Below are 21,948 nucleotides of genomic sequence, written 5' to 3'. Positions count from 1 at the left end.
ATATAATCATCTAGGCCAACCATTTTATTCCTTCATTAATTTTTGATAAAGTTCATCATTTAACTGCTTATACACTACCTCATCGGGTACGCGATGCATGGCCTGTTCAATTTGAGACTTGGCTGATAGATAGTCATTGCGATCTCCTGTCTGGTTACCACTTATTACATATACCTTCGCTGCGTCGTAATAGGCAGATGCTGACCATGGCAGCATTTTTTGTACAAGCGAATATGCTAGAATCGCCGATTCTATATCTCCCGCAGCAACGCTGTTCTGGCCCCTTGTCTGGATGTATTTCCCTACCGCAACCCAGGTCGTACCGAATAACATCGCCACCAAGACAATCGATAGCATCACTTTTCCAATCGTCGATGTCCCCCAACTTACATGAGCGAAATCGGGGCTTTGCACCATCATGAACGCAATAAACACGAGAAAGATCGCAAAGATAAGAAGGAAACTAAAGTCAAAATCAAATCCAGCATGAAGCAGCAGTACCGTGCTTATTAGCATAATCCCCTTCACCCATAGACCGGAAGAGTCTGCATCTGAAGCCTTCATCGTTTTTAACAGAATAGAACTTCTATAATAGAAGATCAGAACACCGACAATGAACAGTAAGGCTCCCACAACACCGATGTCGAGCGCTAACTGGAGATAGTGATTATGAACAAAACGAACAAAATAAGCCTCAGATTGATACTGATTCTGCAGCACACCCCATCCACCTCCACCGGTCCCTATCCAAAAATGATCACGAATTATCGGAAGGCTGTCTCTCCAATAAACGAGTCTCAATCGGAACTCAGAGGTTTCGGGCTGAATCGATTTAACCCTTGACCAAAAAAACAAAATATCCCTTTTTAATAGCGCCGTCACTATAAAACTCGTCAGGTGGACAGCCACTATTTTTAGCCAAATGTCTCGCTTTCGGAACTCTTGAAATAAGGCAAGTGAGGCTAATGACACTAACCAAAGCACCCAGACCGATCTGGAAAAGGTGAGCAGCAGCCCACATGCTTGAAACACCATCAGAATAAGATCACTCTTACGAGCATTTTGGATATAAAAAAAGAGAGTTATTAATAAAGAAATGAGCAATATAATCGCTAGCGTATTGGCATAGCCGATCGTCGATTCTAATCGATTCTGCCTTTCGAGCTGAAAGACGATCCCTACAACTACGAGAAATGCCCCCATGTATGGCATCCATCTGAACAGCTTCATCAGTTGTTCTTGGGTCAGGTTGGCAAGGAGAAATGAAAAGGGCAGCATGGCCGTAATCTTGATCGCCTCTAAAATAGCCTGCTCCCTATCTGTCGCGATAAACACACTAGCCCAGTAAAATAAAACGAGAACAACGACAAACAAATGCATGAGATGCAGGCGCAGCTGCTTCAGGGTAAAGCAGACGATCAGCCATGCAGCTAGCAAAAAGGTAGTGGCGACTAAGTAATTTAATTCGTAGAGATAGCCTTCGTTTAAGACTCCAAACCCAAAAAAGAGGACAATGACAATATAAATAAAATTGTGGATGTTTAGTCCCCCGATCGTTGTAGCGTGCTTCACAGTAAAATAAATCTTAACATATTCGATCAATGATGAGGAGAACTCTTCTCTAAATTGAACGGTGGAATAACTAAAAAAAGCCTCAGAGCATTATCTCTGAGGCTAATCTTTTCCGTTTGCTATTGCTATTGGCGCATTCCTTTGCCGCCACCTGCCCCGCCTCGACCTCCACCACCCCCGCGTGATTGGGTAATTTGAGTGATTTTTTCTCCATTGACCGTAACATTACCGCCATTTAATTGAGCTGTACCATCCGAGTCAAAAGCGGAGGCTGCTTTTACGTTAATGGTTCCTCCATTGATATAGAGATCACCATTTGAATCAAATGCATCCGTATCACCGCTAGCCATACTAACATCAATGGTACCGCCATTGACTTCAATCGACACATCAGAATTAACTTTGGATGAGGCATTTATGCCATCATTATTCGCATACAAAGTAATCTGACCATCATTTATCTTGATATTATTGGCCTCGATGCCTTCTTCACTGGTCTTTATGTTAATGATGCCGCCATCGATTTGAACAAAGCTATTGCCACGGATGGCATCATCGGCAGCGTTGATCGTTAATGTGCCACCTTCAATATAGATATATCCTTTGGAAGGATCCTCATCGTTTTCACTGTGCAGGGCATCCTTATCAGAATCTATTGTAATCGTTCCATCATTGATCAGAATGGCATCATTAGCCTCTATCGCATCCGCCGATGACTGAATGGTATACACGCCTCCAGTAATTTTGAGGTCATCTTTTGAAGAAATACCATTACCTTTTTGGGATACAATGTCTAAGGTTCCGGTTCCATTCAGGGTCATATCCGCTTTAGAGAAAATGACGGCATCCACATTGGTATCTCCATCCGCCACATAACTTCCGGAAACCTCCATATGGTTCTTGCTGCCAGTAGATGTAACGAATACTTTATCCGCTGCCTTCACATAAATGGCAGGTGAATCTTCATTCGTTATGCTGACACCGTCAAGAACGATTTGAACTTTTGCATCTTCGGCAGCATCGACTACTACCGTCACATTTTCTACTTCACCGCTTAAAACATAAATGCCTTCTGTATTCAGTGTCACATCTTGATTGCTTTCCAATTTCATTGGTGTGGCAGTTGCTAGATCTGCCGACTGTTCTAAATCCCGATCACTGAATAAATCCGATTTATCTTGAACGGAAGCTTTGGATGTTGAGGTTGCTGTTGATGAAGTTGTTGACGATACGGTCGAAGTTGCTGTTTGTGTAGTTGCAGTAGCAGTAGCGTTCTCGCTACCGACTTGTGCGTTAGAGCAGCCCACCGCTGCTACGCTAAGTAATGCGGCCACAGTAATGATGCTTAGACTTTTCAGGTTCTTGTTTTTCATAAATTAACACCCCTCGTATATTTAAGTAGTAATCATCTGATTATTATCCAAAAAGCATTACCGCTTCTGACATATGTAAATCATAATGCAGATAACTTAAATCAAACTTAAATAACGAGTCCTAACGTTCTCTTTCACGATTAGAGTCAGCCGCGGACACAAAAAATCCCTACATCACGATTCACGGTGATGTAGGGATTTTGTTCGAATTAGAAATTAAGAAATTGTCCAACACTACTCTCATTGATTAAATATTTAATAATGCGTTTCACGACATGATTTGCAGCTTCTTCGGTTGAAAGCTCACTTAGATCAATTACAATTTCCTGATTCCCAGGTATATCATTGCTCGAGCTGCCTGCAACATAAACCTCAAAATACTCTTTGCCAATGATATCTCGCACGGTTTCTAGGCCGTTAACGTTCGGGGAATCATTCGATACTAATGCAATAAGTCCAGCATCGTTCATCAATTTCGCAACTTCTGCTAATCGCTGCAACGATTCTCCGTGGCCATTCCCCAGTAACATAGTATGGTGGCCTGTCGATACCAAACGTTTTTCGACTTCCTTCGCAAGGGCCGATTGGTCTGAAACCGAACCCGTGAACCAAAGGGTCAAAGGATTCTGACCTTTTTGCTGAGCACGAACTTCTCTGGTGATTTCCGTATCTAACTGTGCAGCAATGTCGGAGCTTTGAAGGATTTGCTCAATCACTCCGCAAGCCGATGTCATATTGGTGACACGATCGATCAGAATAAATCCGCCGATGCTTTTATTTTGTTCAAAAGAATCAATAACGATAGCGTCAGATAAAGAAAACTCACATTTGGCCAATTCATTTTTGACAATATGATCGGTTGGCACCGTTTTTCCCGTATTAACATCAATTTTATGCGTAATAGACGTTACGGTACCTGGCAGGATTTTCGTTCCTACTTTGACCAGATAGTTCTTGCCTGGCGTCAGTACAGAATCATCCATCCAAAGAATCGTAGCACTAAAACGGTCCGCCTCTTGAAGCTGACTATCCTTCGTGAATACGCAACCCCGCGAAACGTCGACTTCCCGATCCAATTGAATAGTTACGGGCTGTCCAGCATAGGCATAATCACGATCTTGGTCTCCCACGAGGATCCGTTTGACTTTCGCCTTCTCATGACTAGGCAACGTTGTCAGCTCATCGCCAACTGCGATACGCCCAGCCTCAATTTGGCCTTGGAAACCGCGGAAAGTATGATCCGGACGGCATACACGCTGAATCGGCATCATAAATTGCTTTGCATTGTCGTTCTGATGAACGTCCACATTTTCCAAATATGGCAGCAAGGCAAGGCCTTCGTACCAAGGAGTATTTGACGATTTTTTCGTAATGTTATCCCCTTCTGTGGCAGAAACAGGGATCACCTGAATGCTTTCAAAGTTGAACTCAGCAGTCAACTGCAAGAATTCTTGTTTGATTGCATCGAATATTTTAGGATCAAAACCCACTAAATCCATTTTATTCACAGCTAAAACAAGATGTTTAATGCCCATAAGTGCACAAATCCGAGTGTGGCGCTTGGTTTGGGTAATAACCCCTTTCTTGGCGTCCACAAGAATGATAGCCAGATCAGCAAAAGATGCTCCTACGGCCATGTTACGGGTGTATTCTTCGTGCCCAGGTGTGTCCGCTACAATGAACGAACGGTGGTCTGTCGTAAAATACCGATAAGCCACATCAATCGTAATCCCTTGTTCGCGCTCTGCAAGTAACCCATCTAGAAGCAAGGAATAGTCAATTTTGCCGCCGCGGCTGCCTAATCTGCTATCCAGCTCTAACGCTCTTTCCTGGTCGGCGAATAATAGCTTGGCTTCATATAGCATATGTCCGATTAAGGTGGATTTTCCATCGTCTACACTTCCGCAAGTAATAAATTTAAGCAGACTTTTCATGTTAGAAATAACCCTCCCGTTTACGTCTTTCCATACTTCCCGCCGCTTCTTGGTCAATTACCCGCGTTGTCCGTTCGGATGAAACCGCGCCAAGCGTTTCTTCAATAATGGCATCTATTGTATTCGCCTCCGACTCGGCTCCGCCAGTAAGAGGATAGCAGCCTAATGTACGAAAGCGCATCTTCTTCATTTCAATTTTCTCATGGGGTTCGAGTTTCATGCGATCATCGTCAACCATGATGAGATGTCCGTCGCGTTCGAGTACAGGTCTTTCTTTGGCAAAATAAAGTGGCACAATATCAATGTTTTCTCTGCGAATGTATTGCCAGATGTCTTTTTCCGTCCAGTTAGATATTGGGAATACACGAGTGCTTTCGCCCTTATTGATTCTTGTATTAAAAAGCTTCCACATTTCTGGTCGTTGGTTCTTCGGATCCCAGGCATGGTTCTTATTACGGAAAGAGAAAATCCGCTCCTTCGCTCGCGACTTCTCCTCGTCACGTCTTCCGCCGCCGAACGCAGCTGTAAATCCGTATTTGTCCAATCCTTCTTTCAAGGCTTGGGTTTTCATAATATCCGTATACGCGGAACCATGATCGAACGGGTTGATCCCTTGATCAATCCCTTCCTGATTGGAGTGAACAATCATCTTAATTCCGAATTCTTTGGCTTTGCGATCGCGGAATTCAATCATTTCTTTAAACTTCCACGTGGTATCGATATGCATGAAAGGAAACGGCGGCTTCTCCGGATAAAATGCTTTCAGCGCCAAATGCAGCATCACGGAACTATCCTTCCCGATCGAATACAGCATTACGGGATTTTCACATTCCGCCGCTACTTCTCGAATAATATAAATCGCTTCAGCCTCGAGTTGATCCAGATGCGTCATTTCATCTATAGAATCAAGCATCAATTTTTCCATGAAAAGGTGCCTCCTTTTAATCCTTACTAAATCTATCGTCTTTCTTTATATACTAACAGATTGTGGCTTTCATGCAAAGTGGAAGAAAGTGAAAAAGTTAAGATTTCTGTGATTTTAGTCGAATATTGGCGCACTTTTCGGAGTGTATTACTTTCTTTAGCACAATACTAACTGTATGCAAGTAAAGTCCACTTTGTCACGCCTAGAAGGAAAGGGTTCATAAAAGCGTTGAAGTCGAGCATTTGTTCGTTTTATCCCTACGAACATTAAATATTCTGCTCATAATGAATTAAAGTTGTTACTCAATCGCCCAATAAATCAATAGGAGTTGATATGCAATGCGGTCGTATCTCCTTCCATAATGCCACGATTCGCTGCGTAGTAAACATAAGGTTGCATGGCCTCATTTATGGCTGAATTATCCTTAAAACCTCGAGGTCACGCTTTTACCGTCAACAAAATCAACCTATTTTAACAATAAATTCCACTGTAAAACCCAAGGAAATCGCTTAGAATAAAACCGCAAACGTTTGCAAAACTCTGCGCTTTACCATCTCCAACACACTTACACGATGACCGGCATACGCCCTCCTTTTTATGTGGCTCCAACTCTTTCATGTACTACTCGAAGCCCTTTTATCCACCAGCCCAACAAATCGCTACAAAAAAGGAGAATGGTAAAATTGAGTTTATCTACGATCGCTTGGAGGAAAGCTCGCATACTTGTATTAGGATTTTTCTTGGTTTTCAGCACAATTCTCGGCTTGTTCAGCAACTCGAATACGGCTTCCGCTGATGTAGCCAACGATTTCAAAGCATCGGTTATGGCTCCTTTAACGAAAATCACCGATTGGAATGCCTTTAAGAATCAATTAATTACGTTAAAAAATAATGGCGTTTACGCATTGACCACTGATGTGTGGTGGGGCGATGTTGAGGCCGCAGGTGATAATCAATTTGACTGGAGCTACTACACGACGTATGCCAATGTTGTTAGTCAGTCTGGACTCAAGTGGGTACCGATCTTATCCACACATACTTGCGGAGGGAATCCCGGCGATGATTGCAATATTCCTATCCCCTCCTGGCTGTGGAGCAAGGGTACCGCTGATGAAATGAAGTACAAAAGTGAAACTGGTTATGTAAACAATGAGGCCATTTCACCTTTTTGGAGTGGTATCGGACAGCAGTATAATGAATTATTTGCCTCTTTTGCTGCCAACTTCACAAGCTATAAGTCCATAATCCCCAAAATTTATTTAAGCGCTGGGCCTTCCGGTGAACTCCGCTATCCTTCCTACTACAATTCGGCCGGCTGGAGCTACCCTACAAGAGGGAAGTTTCAAGTATATACAGATACGGCTAAGAATGCTTTTCGAAATGCCATGATTACGAAATACGGCTCATTGAACGGTGTCAACCAAGCTTGGAACTTATCCTTAACCAACACAAGCCAAATCAACCCTCCAAGTGATGGAGATACCTTCTACTCCACAGGTGGATACAATTCAACGTACGGCAAAGATTTCCTCACCTGGTACCAAAGTGTGCTTGAAAACCATCTTGGTGTCATTGCAGCTGCAGCGCATACCAACTTCGATCCCGTATTCGGTGTCCGTATAGGAGCTAAAATATCCGGTCTCCACTGGCAGTACAACAATCCATCTGCTCCCCACAGCGCTGAAAATACCGCAGGTTATTACAATTACACGACACTGATACAGAAATTTAAAGACAACAATTTGGATCTGACATTTACCGCTTTGGAAATGAATGATGATGGCAGTGCTCCAGCCTACTCGAAACCTTCTACGTTGGTAGATAACGTCTCTTTCATTGCCAACAACCTTGGTGTTCGACTAAACGGTGAGAATGCTTTGCCAACTGGCAATTTTCAAAAAATCGAAGAAAAAATCATGTCATGGGGATACAACGGCTTCACGCTGTTGAGACTTGCTAATCTCGTTAATAGTGATGGTTCGGCAAATGGCAATATGGCTGGCTTCAAGCAGTATGTCATTAATCACACGAAAAATAGCAACGATAACACAGAAGGAAATAAGGTGACTCTTTATTATAAAAAAGGGTTCACAAGCCCTTACGTCCACTACCGTCCAGCAGGGGGTACATGGACAACAGCACCTGGGAAAGCCATTCCAGACTCTGAGTTGAGCGGCTACGCCAAAACCACGATCGACATCGGTACAGCAACTCAATTGGAAGCCGCATTTAACAATGGCAGCGGCACTTGGGATAATAATAACAGCCAAAACTACCTATTTAATGTCGGCACTTGGACTTTCACCCCTAGCTCTACAGGCGGAGTTGGGAATATTACAGCAGGTCTACCACAAGGAGTTGACACCACAGCCCCGAGCATTCCGACAAATCTGGCATCCACGAGTAAAACGGATACAAGCATCTCCCTGAGCTGGTCAGCTTCCACTGATACAGTTGGTGTGACAGGCTATGAGATCTGGCGCAATGGCGTGAAAATTGCTACAACGGCTACCACCAGCTATACAAATTCTGGTTTAACAGCTAACACGGCTTATAGTTATACCGTTAAAGCTTATGATGCGGCGGGTAATCTGTCCGCTGACAGCGCAGCTATTAGTGTAACGACCAATCCTACACCTGTGGGCAACTCCGTTACCGTTTACTACAAAAAAGGCTTCACGACACCGTTCATCCACTACCGCCCCGCAGGCGGTACTTGGACAGCTGTACCCGGAATCGCCATGCCTAACTCGGAATTAAGCGGTTATGCCAAAATAACCGTTAATATTGGAACGGCTTCCCAATTAGAAGCTGTTTTCAATAATGGCAGCGGTACTTGGGATAACAACAATGGGCAAAATTATTTATTTAATGTTGGTACTTGGACTTTTACTCCTAGTTCAAGCGGGGGTGTCGGGAGCATTACTGTTGGTCCGTGATTTTGGAAAAGAGCAGCGCTGAAGTAATAAAGCCAGAGAAGGAAGTCTTCTCTGGCTTTTTATATTGGGAGATTATCATCATGCTTTTCTAAAGGAAAAACGCTGAAGGATGCAGGCGAAGCTGCGAAAGTAGCTTTTTTCTTTTAGCTAATATAAAAGCAGGAATCTACAAGTTAATCAGTAATATATTAATAAACGACAAATACTGTCGATTTTCAATTGGGAGTGTAAGAATATGATGCATCCGCATACGGAACTACGTTACATTGATGACAAGATTGGCTTTGGCGTATTCGCTACCCGACTCATTCCCAAAGGAACGATAACTTGGGCACTCGATGATTTGGATCAAATTCTGGAAACAGAAACGGTACAAGCGCTCGAGGAAGACCGAAAGAAGCTCGTTCTGAAATACTCCTACCGCAATCAGGAGGGGAAGTACATCCTTTGCTGGGATAATGGCCGTTATGTAAACCATAGCTTTCATGCCAATTGTATTGGAACCGCATACGAAATTGAAATTGCGGTCCGTGACATTCACCCTGGGGAGCAGCTTACCGACGATTACGGCTCACTGAATGTGGATGAACCTTTTGAATGCTTCCCGGAGGAAGGCACCGATCGAACGCGAGTGATGCCCGGCGATTTGCTGCTATACGCTGATGCATGGGATGCTCAGGCATTAGACGCTTTCCGGCACTACGATGAGGTCGAACAGCCGCTGGCGCATCTCATCCGCCCGGAATTTAAAGATAAAGTAGCAATCGCTGCTAAAGAGCAGCAATTGCTGGATTCTATTCGAGCCATTTATTTTGACCGTGCTTCCAAGAATGATGTCAAATGAGGAGCACGTTTCATTAAGTCTTGGAAAAATTCACGCTGCAGCGTGATAAAGACGACCGGTGATAGCGTGTGAATCGTAGCGGTTCGGGGAATGTTGCGAAGTAAAGCCACTTCCCCAAAGAAATCACCGTCTGACAACACGGCAACCCGATCATTGTTTCCCGCGCTGTTTCGTTTCAATACTTCGACCTTGCCCCTCACAATAATGTAAAACTTATCCCCCAGATCACCTTCGTGGATGATCGTCCGTTCTTTGGCATACGATTCCGTGACGAAAAAGTGGGATATATCCCGTAATAACGATTCATCCATTTCTGAAAAAATCGGAAATAGCTTCAGCCTTCCCGAGCTAATCTCTACGTGATAGCCGTCCTCGCTAATATCGAAGCCATTCTGCTTCGTCCACGATTGTTTATAACGTCCTTCCGGCAACTTTAGTAATTCCTGATGACTGCCTTGCTCAGCAACTTCGCCTTGATGCATCACATAGATACAATCGGCATGCTCGGCTGACGCAAGACGGTGTGTCACGGATATGACTGTCCTGGTGGCAGTTATTTGTTGTAACGTCTTGTTGATTGCCGCCTCTGTCGCCGGGTCAAGCGCCGAGGTCGCTTCATCCAGGATAAGAATGGCCGGGTTGCGAATGATCGCCCTGGCGATCGCGACACGTTGTCGCTGACCGCCGGACAGACGTCCGCCACGCTCGCCGACATCCGTATCGTACCCTTCGGGAAGGCTCATGATGAATTCGTGGATTTCGGCTAAACGCGCTGCCTCCATCACTTCCTCGTCGCTAGCCTCCGGCTTGCCAAGGCGAATATTTTCACGAATGGAGGATCGAAAGAGGAAGCTTTCCTGAAACACGATGCCGATTTGAGATCGGAGTGATTGCAACGCAATTTGACGGATATCGGTTCCATCGTAGCGCACCGAGCCCATCTGCGGATCATAGAAGCGCATCAGCAAGTTAATGATCGTGCTTTTACCTGAGCCGCTGGCTCCAACAAATGCAGCAAAGGTGCCTTTGGGAATCGTCAGGCTGATGCCGTTCAAACTGCGCTGCTCGGGGCTATAAGCGAATGTGACACTACGAAATTCAATGTCATGTTCAAAATGAGGCAGATGCTCTCCTTGATCATTGCTGGGAACGCTTGGCTGCTCATCGAGCAGCTCACGGACCCGCTGCATACCGGATGTCGCTTCAATAAATTGAGGCGCAAGCCAGGTTATAGCCGCAACCAAGTAGCTCAGGCTGAGCAGAATCGCGCTGAAGGCGAGCAGCGAACCGATAGAGAGGATGCCGAAGTAAGCGAGCATTGATCCCACGCAAATCGTCATCAAGTTCAAAATCATCGTACCCATATTGGTCGTACGGTCGATCAGGAAATTCAGGAAACTGGATCGGGTCGATAACTTCCCGTATTGAAACATACGATCGGCAAAACGCTGAATCATTAACGGCTGAAGCCCAAACGCTTTAATGACCGGCTGAGCGCTTACATTTTCCTGTACGGCAGTGGCGATTCTAGCCTGTTCTTCTTTCAACTGATAACTGGCGTCATAAGCCTTGTGACCGAATAATTTCGGTCCGATCAGACAGAGCGGCAATCCGATCACCGCAAGCAGTGCAAGCTGCCATTGCAGCACGAAAAGCACCCCTACATTCAAGACAAGCCCTAGTATGGATAAAAGCGCGTAGGGGATCAGCTTGATAAATGTATCGATGGAAATGAGATCATTATTGAATCTGGAAACGATGTCTCCCCCGTTGATTCGATGGAAAAAGTCCGTAGAAAGGCTCTGCAGCTTCTCAAAGAGCTGCTTATAGTAATTCGTCACAATGCGGGAGCCGAGACCTGCGAACATGCGATCACGGTACATGCCCACCACGACGGATGCGAGAGCGCCGGAAACCATGAAGGTAAGTATCAGCAGCAGCAAGTTATACTGCTGCGGAACGATAGCCAAATCAATAATGAATTTGTAGCTGAGCGGCATGAACGTTTCGAAGGCCAGCTCAACAAGGAGAGCGGCCAACAGAAGCGCAGTCTGCAGCTTGTACTGAAGGAAAGAAGAACAGAGCAGACGGACAAAGGAAAACATGAATAACCTCCCAATACTAAAGATAACCATTTCCTTCATTTTAACATTGCCGTTGGGTTCTACATAGCACTTCACAAAATCTAAAGCGTGCCTGTCCTATATAAAAAAAACACCCTATAATCGGGTGCTTTTGGCGCCTTCTAACTATTTAGTCCACTTCAAATACAACATAAAGCAGAAAACCGCAGAAAAGGAACCCTCCTTTCTGCGGCTTTCTATTAATAGATGGATACGAGCTATCCAACACCAGCTAAATTTGCCAACGGCTGCACATACGGACGGCTGTCATAAAGCGGAATTCTGACCTCAAAGGCGCTTCCGATCCCCAGATCGCTTTGCACGCGAATGCTTCCATTGTGAAGCTCGACAAGCTCTCGCACAATGGCAAGCCCCAGACCCGATGAGCCTTTATGCTTCACGGGTCTACCTCGCTCCACTTTGAAGAAGCGCTCCCAGATGAGCCCTTGATCCTCCGGTGTTATACCGATTCCCGTATCGGTTACCGTGATGAGGACACACCCTTCAGATGGAACGGCCATCGCCTTCAATTCGATTGTTCCGTTCTCGGTGAACTTCACGGCATTTTTGATCAAATTATTCAAAATTTGTTCCAATCGATCCGGATCGGCATGAGCCTGTGGTGAATTTTCATCCATGAGGCAGTGAATCACCGTCCCACGAAGTTCTGCTTCCGGTTGGAATTTAAAGGCCAGCTTGGACATCATCGCCTGAACATCGACCGGCAACCACACAAGATCGATTTCCTTATTTTCCAACTTCATTAAGTCCGTAATATCATCGACTAGTCGGTTCATATGTAGGGTTTCGTTGTACATGATATCGTAATATTTATCCCTCGCTCCTTCTTCGATTAAACCATCCTGAAGTGCCTCCAAAAAACCCCGCATCGCCGTAAGCGGAGTTCGCAGCTCATGGGAAACATTAGCCAAAAAGTCATGCCGCAGCTGATTCAGCTGTCTCTTTTCCAGATCAACGCGTGCAAGCTGCTCCACCATGTGATTAATGGTTGTCGCAAGCTCACCAATCTCATCCTTGGAATCGATTTGAATTCTCTCACTGTAATCACCGATGGCAATTTTGGCTGCCGCCTTGTCGATCTGTTGGATAGGTCGGCTAATGGACCAGGACAAATAGAATGATACACCAAATGAAAAGAAGATACCGAGCAGGGTCACCCAAAGGATGGTTTCTCTCAGCTGAGTGATCGTCTCATTCATCCCTTTAAGAGGCGAATGCAGAACGATACCACCGTATACGTCGTTGTCTTTTCCCCATGGGACAGCAATCGAAAGCATGCCTTCCTTAAAACTTTCAGATTGATTCCATATGGTGGGTTCACCATTCAGGACTTGGTTTACCACTTCCGTGCTGATGACCTTGCCTACGTTCACCTCATCCTTTGAGGAGGTAGTAACGATGTTTCCATTCAAATCAAATATCCAAATACGCGAATCAAAGGCTTCATCGAAAAAGCGCAGCTGCTCCTTAAATCTATCACTCGGTTCCGTCTGATTTTGAATGGCGAGATTCACCTGCTTGGCTTGCCGGATCATCTCATTACTTTTGGAGTCGACGATATAATCCTTGGCAAATATCGAAATAACGAGCCCCACCGCACATAGCCCCAGAAGCACCGTAACGATGGAGCTGGTTAGCATTTTGCGGAGAATGCTTTTATTTGCATTTAGGAACATGCAGCTACCTCAAATTTATAGCCCACTCCCCAAACCGTATGAATGCAAACATGATGACACGGGCTTAATCTTTCACGAAGTTTTTTTATATGAACGTCCACTGTTCTCATATCGCCTAGAAAATCATATCCCCACACCTGCTCCAGCAGCTGTTCCCTTGTAAACACGTCGCCCGGAGATTTCGCAAAAAAGGCGAGCAGTTCAAACTCCTTGGGCCGCATGTCAATCTTCACACTCCCCGCGAGCACCTCTCGGCGAGCCACATGAATGACCAAATCATCAAACTCATATTGGACGGGGGCATCTACCTCAATAACCCGCTGTCCCTTCTGCATTCTACGAAAGATCGCTTTAATCCGCGCCACTAGCTCCCTCGGACTGAAGGGCTTGGTCATATAATCATCGGCGCCTAATTCAAGGCCTAGCACCCGATCAAACTCATCGTTCTTCGCGGTCAGCATAATGACCGGCACATCATCATAACGCTTGGTAATCTCACGGCACGTTTCATAACCGTCGAGCCCCGGCATCATCACATCTAGAATCACAATATCAGGCTTTACTTCTGCTAAAATGGTCAGGGCCGCGACACCATCAGGGGCTTCGATTAATTCGATGAGCTGCTGACGGAAATATAACCGGATGATTTCTCTCACATTCGGATCATCATCCGCAATCAACACTTTCCAAGTCACAAACGGTTCACACCTTTCTATGATCCTCTCATAGATTTCTACAATCTTTTCCATTTTAAGGGGGTATACGAACTTGTGTTTCTTATATTACACACTAGGAATTGCATGACACCGCTTACAAAAAGTGACAAAAAGCCGCAAAGTAAGCGCACTTCATTCCGCCAGATCCCGCGTCGCACAAAGCGTTCCCCGCTTATGCCTCAAAAAAAAGCCCTCTATGAAATAGAGGACTTAAAGAAATTATTTTTACCACGAAGATAGTGCTGTTCTCTTCCATGTATTAGGTGCCACACACACATAAACAAACCCGTCATCCCACGCCATCTCCCCTACTTCTCCGGGGGCAGTAGACGAAGCCGGCGTCATCGATTTCCTGATGCGGAGGCTGTCATCACTAACATCAAGCTTCGTCTTGGCATCCGAGTTTCCAATGCCGATATTGCCGCTGCTGCGATTGATGGTTAACGGATTGTCCAGTGCTTTACCATCATCCGAATAACGGATAATTTGCAGATTGGAGCCGGCATTTCCTCCGGTTTCTTCGGAGTTATCTGCACGCATTGCCCAGCGTGGCGTCGTCACGTTCCCATCATCCGCTTTGGCCCAAGTCAGATCACGATTGACCCCACCGGTTCCGGCAACTCTTAAAATCCCGTCCATCACATTAAAATTAGAGGAATGCGTCCGAATTTCAGCCACATCCTGGTCGAACGGAATTTCCAGACGCGTGAACAGCTCATTCGGATTTTTGCCATCAGGTGCCATTGTTGTTTCAAACGACATATGATTATGATCGTGCTGCTCCGGGTTATTCGCTTTGGCATGAGCGATAATAGCCGCCTTGTCCTTACCATTCTCATCCAGCCAAGCGATGGCCGGCTTCGCTCGGTCTTTCGTCCACTGTAGTCGAATCAGATCCGACAAGTGACCTTCCGAAGAGATCCACTGCTTATCGGTAGAAAGATGAATCCGATCATTATGAGGAACCTCAAGGCCTCCACCCGGTAAAGACGATTCCTGAAAGGTGCCAGCCGTCTCATGGCCGCCTGTGAAAGCGAAAGCCATTCCTGAGACACCGATCGCCGCACCAGCCAACAGAGAGATCATCAAGCCTATTTTTTTCATTTTGCATCCTCCTCCTTCTAGTTCATCGAACCCGCTCAGCGATTAGCGTTCAATAGGTCGATCCACCTCACGTAATCATGGATAGCGATGCCGATATAGCTCGGATAAGGGGAGAGGCCTTCCTTGACCTGTTTCAATTCCGACTCCATAAGTGAAGAATTCGACTTATAAAAGGTCGTATAATCGGCTTCCTTACTGGACAGCGTATCCACGGCAATAACCGCCTGTTTCTTCAGTGTAGCTGCTTCTAAAATGATGGATTTGGCTACGGCAATGATGCCGTTGCTGCCGAGCGCCTTATTCCGATAAGCCATAATGACGACACTATCCGCCTTCTCCAGCAGCCACGCGCTAAAAGAGTAGCTGGATCCCGGAACGGTAAGCGTGTTTATCCAAAAGGGAATATCGAAGGCCATCGTCATGCTGCGATCCGTGTTGTTCACTTCCGATTCAATGAATCTGATCGTAGCCATCCACCGTTCAAGCACCCAGGTTTGATTAGTCTTCCACATACCCAATGTATAGGGCTCAATATCAAAATGGAAGCCTTGGAAGCGTTCGAGAGCACCTACCGAAGCGTTATATTGCGTAACCGCTGCAATCCATTGCTTGATATAGATATGCTTATCTTCATAGATCCAATCCGATTGGCCAGCCAGCGCCTCAACCTTGATGCCCTGCTCATTCGCTCTGCGGATGAAATTCCGGTAAACATCCTGAGCCGGGTATGTTTTTTCATAGCGCAGATAGATGGCAGTCAGTTTTTGGTTCGCCGCAAACGCGAGGATGCTGTCACCATCCGTCTCAATCAGTTTGCTGTCCCAGATCCAAGTGGACCTTTGCGCTTTGTCCGCCGAAGTAATCAGTACCAAATTTCGTTCTCCAACCCAATCGACATCGGCCCCGAGGCTCTCACTAACAGCTCTCAGCGGAACCATGGTTCGGTCATTTTTCAGGACAGCCGGAGCGTCTACTTCCACCTGCTTGCCGTCAACCGAAATAATCTTTTGACCAATAGTTAATAAGGATGTAGCGTACTTACTGCGAAAGGTCACCTGTTCCAAGGAACGATCCCATGTCACTTCAGCACCTAGTTTTTCAGCAATTTCCCTTACCGGCACCATCGTACTACTCGTCTGTTCATCGATGTAGGGCTGGGCATTTGTAAAGACGATCTTCTCCCCGTTGACCGCCACCCCAAGCTCCGTGTTAAGCGAGTATACCGGGAAAAACAAAGGAATGCTTGTTAACATTTGAATAAGAACCAAGCATACAATCGTCTTTCTCATAGGGACGAACGGATTAAACCACGCTATATTCAAGCTCTTCCTTGACCACCTCTACAATGCCTTCCACATAACCGGACAACTCCCTTTCATCCGGTCCCTCCGCCATCACACGCACGAGTGATTCCGTGCCCGAAGGCCGCACCAAAACACGGCCACGGCCGGCCATCTCACTTTCCACCTGACGGATGACGGTATCAATGCGACGATTGCCTTCTAGCTTGGATTTATGGTTCACACGCACATTAACCACCAGCTGAGGGTATTTGACAACGGGGGACACCAGTTCGGATAAAGGCTTCCCTTCTTGCAGCATGACCTGCAGCAGCTGAACGGCCGATAACAGGCCATCCCCTGTCGTGGAATGATCCAGTAAAATGATATGTCCGGAAGACTCACCGCCCAAGTTGTAGCCGCCACCCTGCATCGCTTCCATAACATGCCGGTCTCCGACCTTACTTTTTAACGAATCGAGACCGATGCTTTGCAGCGCTTGATGAAAGCCAAGGTTGCTCATGATGGTAGAAACGACCATGTTTTGACTCAGACGTCCCTGCTTGGCTAGACTAGCGGCAAGGATATAGAGGATGTGATCCCCGTCCAGAATTTCGCCTCGTTCATCAACCGCAATCAGCCGGTCCGCATCACCGTCGAATGCAAGTCCCGCATGAGCCCCCTGTTCCAGCACTGCCTTACGCAAATGCTCTGGGTGCGTTGAGCCGCAATCCTGATTAATATTTAAACCGTCTGGCTGATGATGCAATAGAATAGTCTCCGCTCCCAGTTCCGCGAATAGCTGCGGAGCTAGGAAGGAAGCCGCTCCGTTCGCACAATCGAGCACGATTTTGCATCCTGACAGCGGTGTCGCAGCCGTCGACTTCACGTAGCTCACATAGTCCTGAGCGCCCTTCGGATCATCACGCAGGGTGCCTATACCCGCTCCCGTAGGGCGGGAATTCCGATGCTCGTTACCCTGTAAGCGGCTCTCGACTTCCGCTTCCCACGCATCCGGCATTTTGAAGCCGTCCCTGCCAAAAAATTTAATCCCGTTATCCTCCACCGGATTATGAGATGCGGAGATCATCACCCCTGCATCCATGCCTGATTGCCGTGTGACATAAGCCACACCTGGCGTCGGCAATACGCCTAGCCTTACGGCATCCGCCCCGGCGGATAACAACCCGGCAGCCAAAGCTGCTTCTAGCATGTGCCCGGAGATACGGGTATCCCGTCCTATGACGACGGTGGGCCGTTTACCTTCACAGCTGCGCGTCAGCATGTAGCCAACAATAAGCCCTAATTCAAAAGCCAACTCTGGCGTTAACTCGCGATTGGCAACCCCTCTGACTCCATCTGTACCGAAAATAGCTCCCATATCAGCTCTCCTCCCTATCACTTGTTAGGCAAAAATCCCCATGTGTTCATAAAAGGCTCGATTCGCCTCCTCCAATTGTTCAGGGGTGTTAATCCCCATCACTTCTGTCGGATCGTCGAGGATCATCGCCTCGAATTTCTTCTGGCCACCGGCAATACCGGTCTGTCGCATGACCTTCACGATATCGGTCAAGTAGTACTCCTGCTGTGCATTGTCATTGGAAATGCCAGGGAGCGCTTGAAACAAGCTTTCATTATCGAAACAGAAAATCCCTGTGTTAATTTCGTTAATCCGTTTCTGCTCAGCCGTTGCGTCTTTCTCTTCAATGATATCGACAACTTCGCCGCTTGTAGGATTTCGGATAATTCTTCCATATCCGGTTGGATCGGGAACGATCGCGGTCAACACCACACCAGCACTTGTGTGTGCCCGCTGGGCCGCCAGCAGCATTTCGATGGTAGATTGCCTGATGAGCGGCGTATCGCCCGTAAGTACCAAAGTCGAGCCACTGCGGTTACGGAGCAGAGGCTCAGTCTGATGAACGGCATGTGCCGTTCCAAGCTGATCCTCCTGCTGGACGTAAGTAACCCGCGCTCCCAAGCACTTCTTCACCAGCTCTCCCCGATGACCGATCACTGCCAAAATCTTAGTGATCGGCATCGCTTCTAGCTTGCCCACCAAACGGGCGATCATCGGTACGCCTCCGACGGGATGAAGCACTTTGGGCAGCTCCGACTTCATCCGTGTGCCCTTCCCTGCAGCTAACAGAATAGCGAATGCTTCCATGTGGTTCAGCTCCTCTCTGGATGGTTTATTCAACCGTCACACTTTTGGCTAAGTTGCGCGGTTTATCAATATCGTTCTCCAGAGCCAGGGAGGCATAATAGGAGATTAACTGAAGCGGCACGACGGCCAATATTGGTGCCAGAAGATGGTGGGACGGTGGGATAAAGCAAATTTCATCCACGCTATTCAGCAGCCCCACATTGCCTTCCACCGTAATCCCCATGACATGTGCGCCACGAGCCTTAACTTCTTTAATATTGCTAACTGTTTTCTCGTACAAGTCCATATGTGTAGCCAGGGCAATCACTGGCGTATCCTTCTCGATCAGCGCCAATGTGCCGTGCTTGAGCTCTCCGGCTGCATAAGCCTCCGAGTGGATATAAGAGATTTCCTTTAATTTGAGAGAGCCCTCCAACGCAACGGCGTAGTCCAAACCTCTTCCGATAAAGAATAGGCTGTCCGCATCCTTGATCGATTCCGCATACAGCTTCACTTCGTTGGCGTTTTCCAGCACCTTCTCCACCTGAACGGGAATTGCCTTCAAGCCTTGGACCAGCTTCGTATGAAGCTCGGTAGACAGCGTCTGTCTTTCCTGGGCCAAGTAGATGCTGAACAAATAGAAGGCTAGCAGCTGAGCGGTATATGCTTTGGTCGATGCCACGGCAATTTCCGGGCCGGCCTTCGTTGCGATGACATAGTCCGCATCTCGCGCAACCGAACTGGTTGACACATTCGTAATAGCCAATACTTTAGCGCCTTGCCTTCTGCTCTCTTGCAGAGCAGCAAGCGTATCCGCTGTCTCCCCAGATTGGCTCACAACGATGACGAGCGTACGCTCCGTGATGATCGGGTCACGATATCTGAATTCCGATGCGATATCGCACTGAACCGGGATTCGTGTTAGCTTCTCAAGGACCGTGCTGCCGACTAGTCCGGCATGGTAGGCGGTACCACAAGCTACGATAAAGATTTTATCCACATGTTGAAACGCGCCTGATGCGTGCGCTAATTCCGGGAAAATCACTTCGTTCTGGTCGTTAATACGCCCCAGCATCGTATTGCGCAGCGTTAACGGCTGTTCGTGAATTTCCTTCAGCATAAAGTGCTCAAACGGCCCCTTCTCGACCTGATCTGCGCTCCAATCAATATGCAGCAGCTTACACGTCGCTGGCTCTCCTGTCTCAACCTTCGTGATGGAGACACCCTCCTGTGTAAGGATGGCCAAATCGCCATCCTCCAAGATATAGACCTCACGGGTATGCTCAATAAGCGCAGAGATGTCCGAAGCCATGAAGTATTCTCCCTGACCCACACCAATAACAAGTGGACTTGATTGTCTGACCGCGACAAGCTTATCTGGCTCATACTCTGTCATGACACCAAGGGAATAAGACCCCTGCAGTCTCTGAATGACCGCAAGCATGGCGGTGAAGAGGTCGCCTTCGTAATGCTCGGCCAGCAAGTGAGCAATCACCTCGGTGTCGGTCTCGGAAGTAAAAGTGATGCCTTTTTGCTCCATCTCTATTTTCAGCTCCATATAGTTTTCCACGATGCCGTTATGCACGACAGTGAATTTACCCGACATATCGGTATGTGGATGGGAGTTGACATCCGACGGTCTACCGTGAGTAGCCCATCGCGTATGCCCGATGCCCATCGATCCTTTCAACGGCTGTTTATCCAGCTGATCCGATAAGTTCTCCAACCGTCCTTCTGCCTTGCTAATCTTGACTTGATCCTGCTCTAGTACCGCGATCCCAGCGGAATCATACCCTCTGTACTCCAGCTTGCTTAATCCGTTCAGCAGAATCGGCTGTACGTCTCGCTTTCCAATATATCCTACAATGCCACACATCGTTGTTTTCTCCTCTCTCTTCTATGCTGAGTTTAAACGCCTACGGCGATCTTCACTTCTCGCTTGCGAATACCCGTACCTAATCGATAAATATTGTCCCCTTGAATATCGACAAAAGCGTTGCGCGTATCGATGATCGGCACGCCAAGCTCCGCAAGTTCACGGTTGTTGAAACAGCGGTGATTCGTGATGAGCACCATGCCGTCATATTCAGCAAAAGCGGACAGATCGTACTTCACAGAATGTACCGTCTCACCATCTTTATCGAGGAAGGAGACAGCATGTGGATCGTAATAGTCCACTTTAGCTCCGCTCTCCCGAAGAAGCTCGTACAGCTCCAGCCCCGGCGATTCACGGAGATCATCCACATCCGGCTTATACGCCATACCTAGAATAAGAATCTTCGAATTGCGGATAGATTTCGCATACATATTGAGAATCTGCGAAGCTTTATAGCGGACATACTCCGGCATATTATCATTGATGGATTGCGCCAGCTCGATAAACTTACTGTAGAAGCGGAATTCCTTCGCTTTCCACGATAAATACATCGGATCCAGCGGGATGCAGTGACCGCCGATGCCAGGTCCCGGATGGAACGGCATAAAGCCAAACGGCTTCGTCGACGCAGCTTTGATGACTTCCCAGACGTCAATGTCCATTTTGTCGCACATCATGGCCATTTCGTTAATGAACGCAATGTTAATACTACGGAACGTATTTTCCAGCAGCTTGGACATCTCCGCCACTTTCGGCGAGGAGACAGGTACAACGTCCTTTACGACATGGCTGTATAACGTTACGCCGAGGTCGATACACGCTTCCGTCGTACCGCCAATAACCTTTGGCGTATTGAAAGTGTTGAACTTAGGATTACCGGGATCGACCCGCTCCGGCGAGAAGCAGAGGAAGAAATCCTTGCCCACCTTGAGTCCTTGCGCTTCCAACTCAAACTGGATGAGCTCCTCCGTCGTTCCCGGATAGGTGGTACTCTCCAAGATAATCAAAGCTCCGCGCTTAAGATTTTTCTTAATTTCCCGGACGACACTCTGAATATAAGAGGTATCTGGATCTTGGTTTTCACTAAGCGGAGTCGGTACGCAGATGGAGATGGCATCCAGCCTTTGAACCGTATGGTAGTCGTCCGTCGGAATAAATCGACCGGACTCGATGGCTTTCACCACTTCTTCGCTCGGAACGTCTTGAATATACGATTGGCCGCTTTGAAGCGACTCTACCTTCCGGAAATCGAGATCGATGCCGTATACGGTAAACCCGCCCTTCGTCATCTCCATGCATAAAGGCAGCCCTACATAGCCGAGACCGATGACCCCGATTTCGGCCGTTTTTGTCTGAAATTTATATTTTAATTGGTTATATGCGTTCATTATGATTCCACCCTCTCGTGTTTCTCGTTTA

At 47.0% G+C, this 21,948-nt stretch carries 15 protein-coding genes; 2 read left to right on the top strand and 13 right to left on the bottom strand.

Annotated features, from left to right (window positions below; all coding sequences use genetic code 11):
* Nucleotides 1-24: 24 nt before the first annotated feature.
* The 4 genes from ASL11_RS09570 to cysD all read right to left on the bottom strand — a co-directional run bounded on the left by ASL11_RS09570 (nt 25) and on the right by cysD (nt 5,804).
* Complete coding sequence (locus ASL11_RS09570) at nt 25-1,602, bottom strand: O-antigen ligase family protein (RefSeq protein ID WP_056612893.1); 1,578 nt, start codon at nt 1,600-1,602, stop codon at nt 25-27.
* A 95-nt stretch (nt 1,603-1,697) separates the two neighbouring features.
* A complete protein-coding gene (locus ASL11_RS09565; RefSeq protein ID WP_056612892.1) occupies nt 1,698-2,945 on the bottom strand; it encodes a carbohydrate-binding domain-containing protein in 1,248 nt (415 codons plus the stop codon).
* Between the two features lie 209 nt (nt 2,946-3,154).
* A complete protein-coding gene (locus ASL11_RS09560) occupies nt 3,155-4,879 on the bottom strand; it encodes a GTP-binding protein (protein ID WP_063795523.1) in 1,725 nt (574 codons plus the stop codon).
* Nucleotide 4,880: 1 nt separating this feature from the next.
* Nucleotides 4,881-5,804 (bottom strand): sulfate adenylyltransferase subunit CysD, encoded by a 924-nt coding sequence (gene cysD / locus ASL11_RS09555; protein WP_253074980.1) that lies wholly within the window; start codon nt 5,802-5,804, stop codon nt 4,881-4,883.
* 740 nt (nt 5,805-6,544) lie between these two features.
* Here cysD and ASL11_RS09550 point away from each other — a divergent pair.
* Entirely contained in the window at nt 6,545-8,743 is a 2,199-nt protein-coding gene (locus ASL11_RS09550) for a family 14 glycosylhydrolase (RefSeq protein WP_442953054.1), read from the top strand.
* 235 nt (nt 8,744-8,978) lie between these two features.
* A complete protein-coding gene (locus tag ASL11_RS09545; protein ID WP_056612890.1) occupies nt 8,979-9,587 on the top strand; it encodes an SET domain-containing protein in 609 nt (202 codons plus the stop codon).
* On the opposite strand, the gene ASL11_RS09540 is transcribed toward ASL11_RS09545, so the two are convergent.
* The 9 genes from ASL11_RS09540 to ASL11_RS09500 form a co-directional block, all read right to left on the bottom strand.
* Nucleotides 9,551-11,692: an ATP-binding cassette domain-containing protein gene (locus tag ASL11_RS09540; protein WP_056612889.1), complete on the bottom strand. Its 2,142-nt coding sequence runs from the start codon at nt 11,690-11,692 to the stop codon at nt 9,551-9,553. The genes ASL11_RS09545 and ASL11_RS09540 overlap by 37 nt on opposite strands.
* 236 nt (nt 11,693-11,928) lie before the next feature.
* Nucleotides 11,929-13,407: a sensor histidine kinase gene (locus ASL11_RS09535; RefSeq protein WP_056612887.1), complete on the bottom strand. Its 1,479-nt coding sequence runs from the start codon at nt 13,405-13,407 to the stop codon at nt 11,929-11,931.
* Nucleotides 13,398-14,156: a response regulator transcription factor gene (locus ASL11_RS09530; RefSeq protein WP_082595345.1), complete on the bottom strand. Its 759-nt coding sequence runs from the start codon at nt 14,154-14,156 to the stop codon at nt 13,398-13,400. Before ASL11_RS09530 ends, ASL11_RS09535 begins: the two co-directional genes overlap by 10 nt.
* 192 nt (nt 14,157-14,348) lie before the next feature.
* Nucleotides 14,349-15,227 carry a hypothetical protein gene (locus tag ASL11_RS09525; RefSeq protein WP_056612883.1) on the bottom strand — a complete coding sequence of 293 codons (879 nt, stop codon included), beginning with the start codon at nt 15,225-15,227 and terminating at the stop codon, nt 14,349-14,351.
* A gap of 35 nt (nt 15,228-15,262) precedes the next feature.
* Nucleotides 15,263-16,549: a copper amine oxidase N-terminal domain-containing protein gene (locus ASL11_RS09520; protein ID WP_056612880.1), complete on the bottom strand. Its 1,287-nt coding sequence runs from the start codon at nt 16,547-16,549 to the stop codon at nt 15,263-15,265.
* Nucleotides 16,530-17,888, bottom strand: coding sequence for a phosphoglucosamine mutase (gene glmM / locus ASL11_RS09515; RefSeq protein WP_056612878.1), 1,359 nt, complete (start codon nt 17,886-17,888; stop codon nt 16,530-16,532). Before glmM ends, ASL11_RS09520 begins: the two co-directional genes overlap by 20 nt.
* A gap of 24 nt (nt 17,889-17,912) precedes the next feature.
* On the bottom strand, nt 17,913-18,674 hold the full coding sequence (locus tag ASL11_RS09510) for an NTP transferase domain-containing protein (protein WP_056612876.1): 762 nt from the start codon (nt 18,672-18,674) through the stop codon (nt 17,913-17,915).
* 25 nt (nt 18,675-18,699) lie between these two features.
* Nucleotides 18,700-20,529 carry a glutamine--fructose-6-phosphate transaminase (isomerizing) gene (gene glmS, locus ASL11_RS09505; protein WP_056612874.1) on the bottom strand — a complete coding sequence of 610 codons (1,830 nt, stop codon included), beginning with the start codon at nt 20,527-20,529 and terminating at the stop codon, nt 18,700-18,702.
* Nucleotides 20,530-20,561: 32 nt separating this feature from the next.
* Entirely contained in the window at nt 20,562-21,917 is a 1,356-nt protein-coding gene (locus ASL11_RS09500; RefSeq protein ID WP_056612872.1) for a nucleotide sugar dehydrogenase, read from the bottom strand.
* Nucleotides 21,918-21,948 lie beyond the last annotated feature (31 nt).

The sequence above is a fragment of the Paenibacillus sp. Soil750 genome (assembly GCF_001428045.1).
GTDB classification, from domain to species: Bacteria; Bacillota; Bacilli; order Paenibacillales; family NBRC-103111; genus Paenibacillus_E; species Paenibacillus_E allorhizoplanae.
Note: the sequence above shows the minus strand (reverse complement) of the source record. Positions and strands in the feature narration are given on the sequence as shown.

Coding starts and splice junctions, on each gene's coding strand:
- ASL11_RS09530 (WP_082595345.1), bottom strand. CDS start 14,156: ATGGAAAAGATTGTAGAAATCTATGAGAGGATCATAGAAAGGTGTGAA.
- ASL11_RS09510 (WP_056612876.1), bottom strand. CDS start 18,674: ATGGAAGCATTCGCTATTCTGTTAGCTGCAGGGAAGGGCACACGGATG.
- cysD (WP_253074980.1), bottom strand. CDS start 5,804: ATGGAAAAATTGATGCTTGATTCTATAGATGAAATGACGCATCTGGAT.
- ASL11_RS09500 (WP_056612872.1), bottom strand. CDS start 21,917: ATGAACGCATATAACCAATTAAAATATAAATTTCAGACAAAAACGGCC.
- glmS (WP_056612874.1), bottom strand. CDS start 20,529: ATGTGTGGCATTGTAGGATATATTGGAAAGCGAGACGTACAGCCGATT.
- ASL11_RS09540 (WP_056612889.1), bottom strand. CDS start 11,692: ATGTTTTCCTTTGTCCGTCTGCTCTGTTCTTCTTTCCTTCAGTACAAG.
- ASL11_RS09565 (WP_056612892.1), bottom strand. CDS start 2,945: ATGAAAAACAAGAACCTGAAAAGTCTAAGCATCATTACTGTGGCCGCA.
- ASL11_RS09535 (WP_056612887.1), bottom strand. CDS start 13,407: ATGTTCCTAAATGCAAATAAAAGCATTCTCCGCAAAATGCTAACCAGC.
- ASL11_RS09560 (WP_063795523.1), bottom strand. CDS start 4,879: ATGAAAAGTCTGCTTAAATTTATTACTTGCGGAAGTGTAGACGATGGA.
- ASL11_RS09525 (WP_056612883.1), bottom strand. CDS start 15,227: ATGAAAAAAATAGGCTTGATGATCTCTCTGTTGGCTGGTGCGGCGATC.
- glmM (WP_056612878.1), bottom strand. CDS start 17,888: ATGGGAGCTATTTTCGGTACAGATGGAGTCAGAGGGGTTGCCAATCGC.
- ASL11_RS09545 (WP_056612890.1), top strand. CDS start 8,979: ATGATGCATCCGCATACGGAACTACGTTACATTGATGACAAGATTGGC.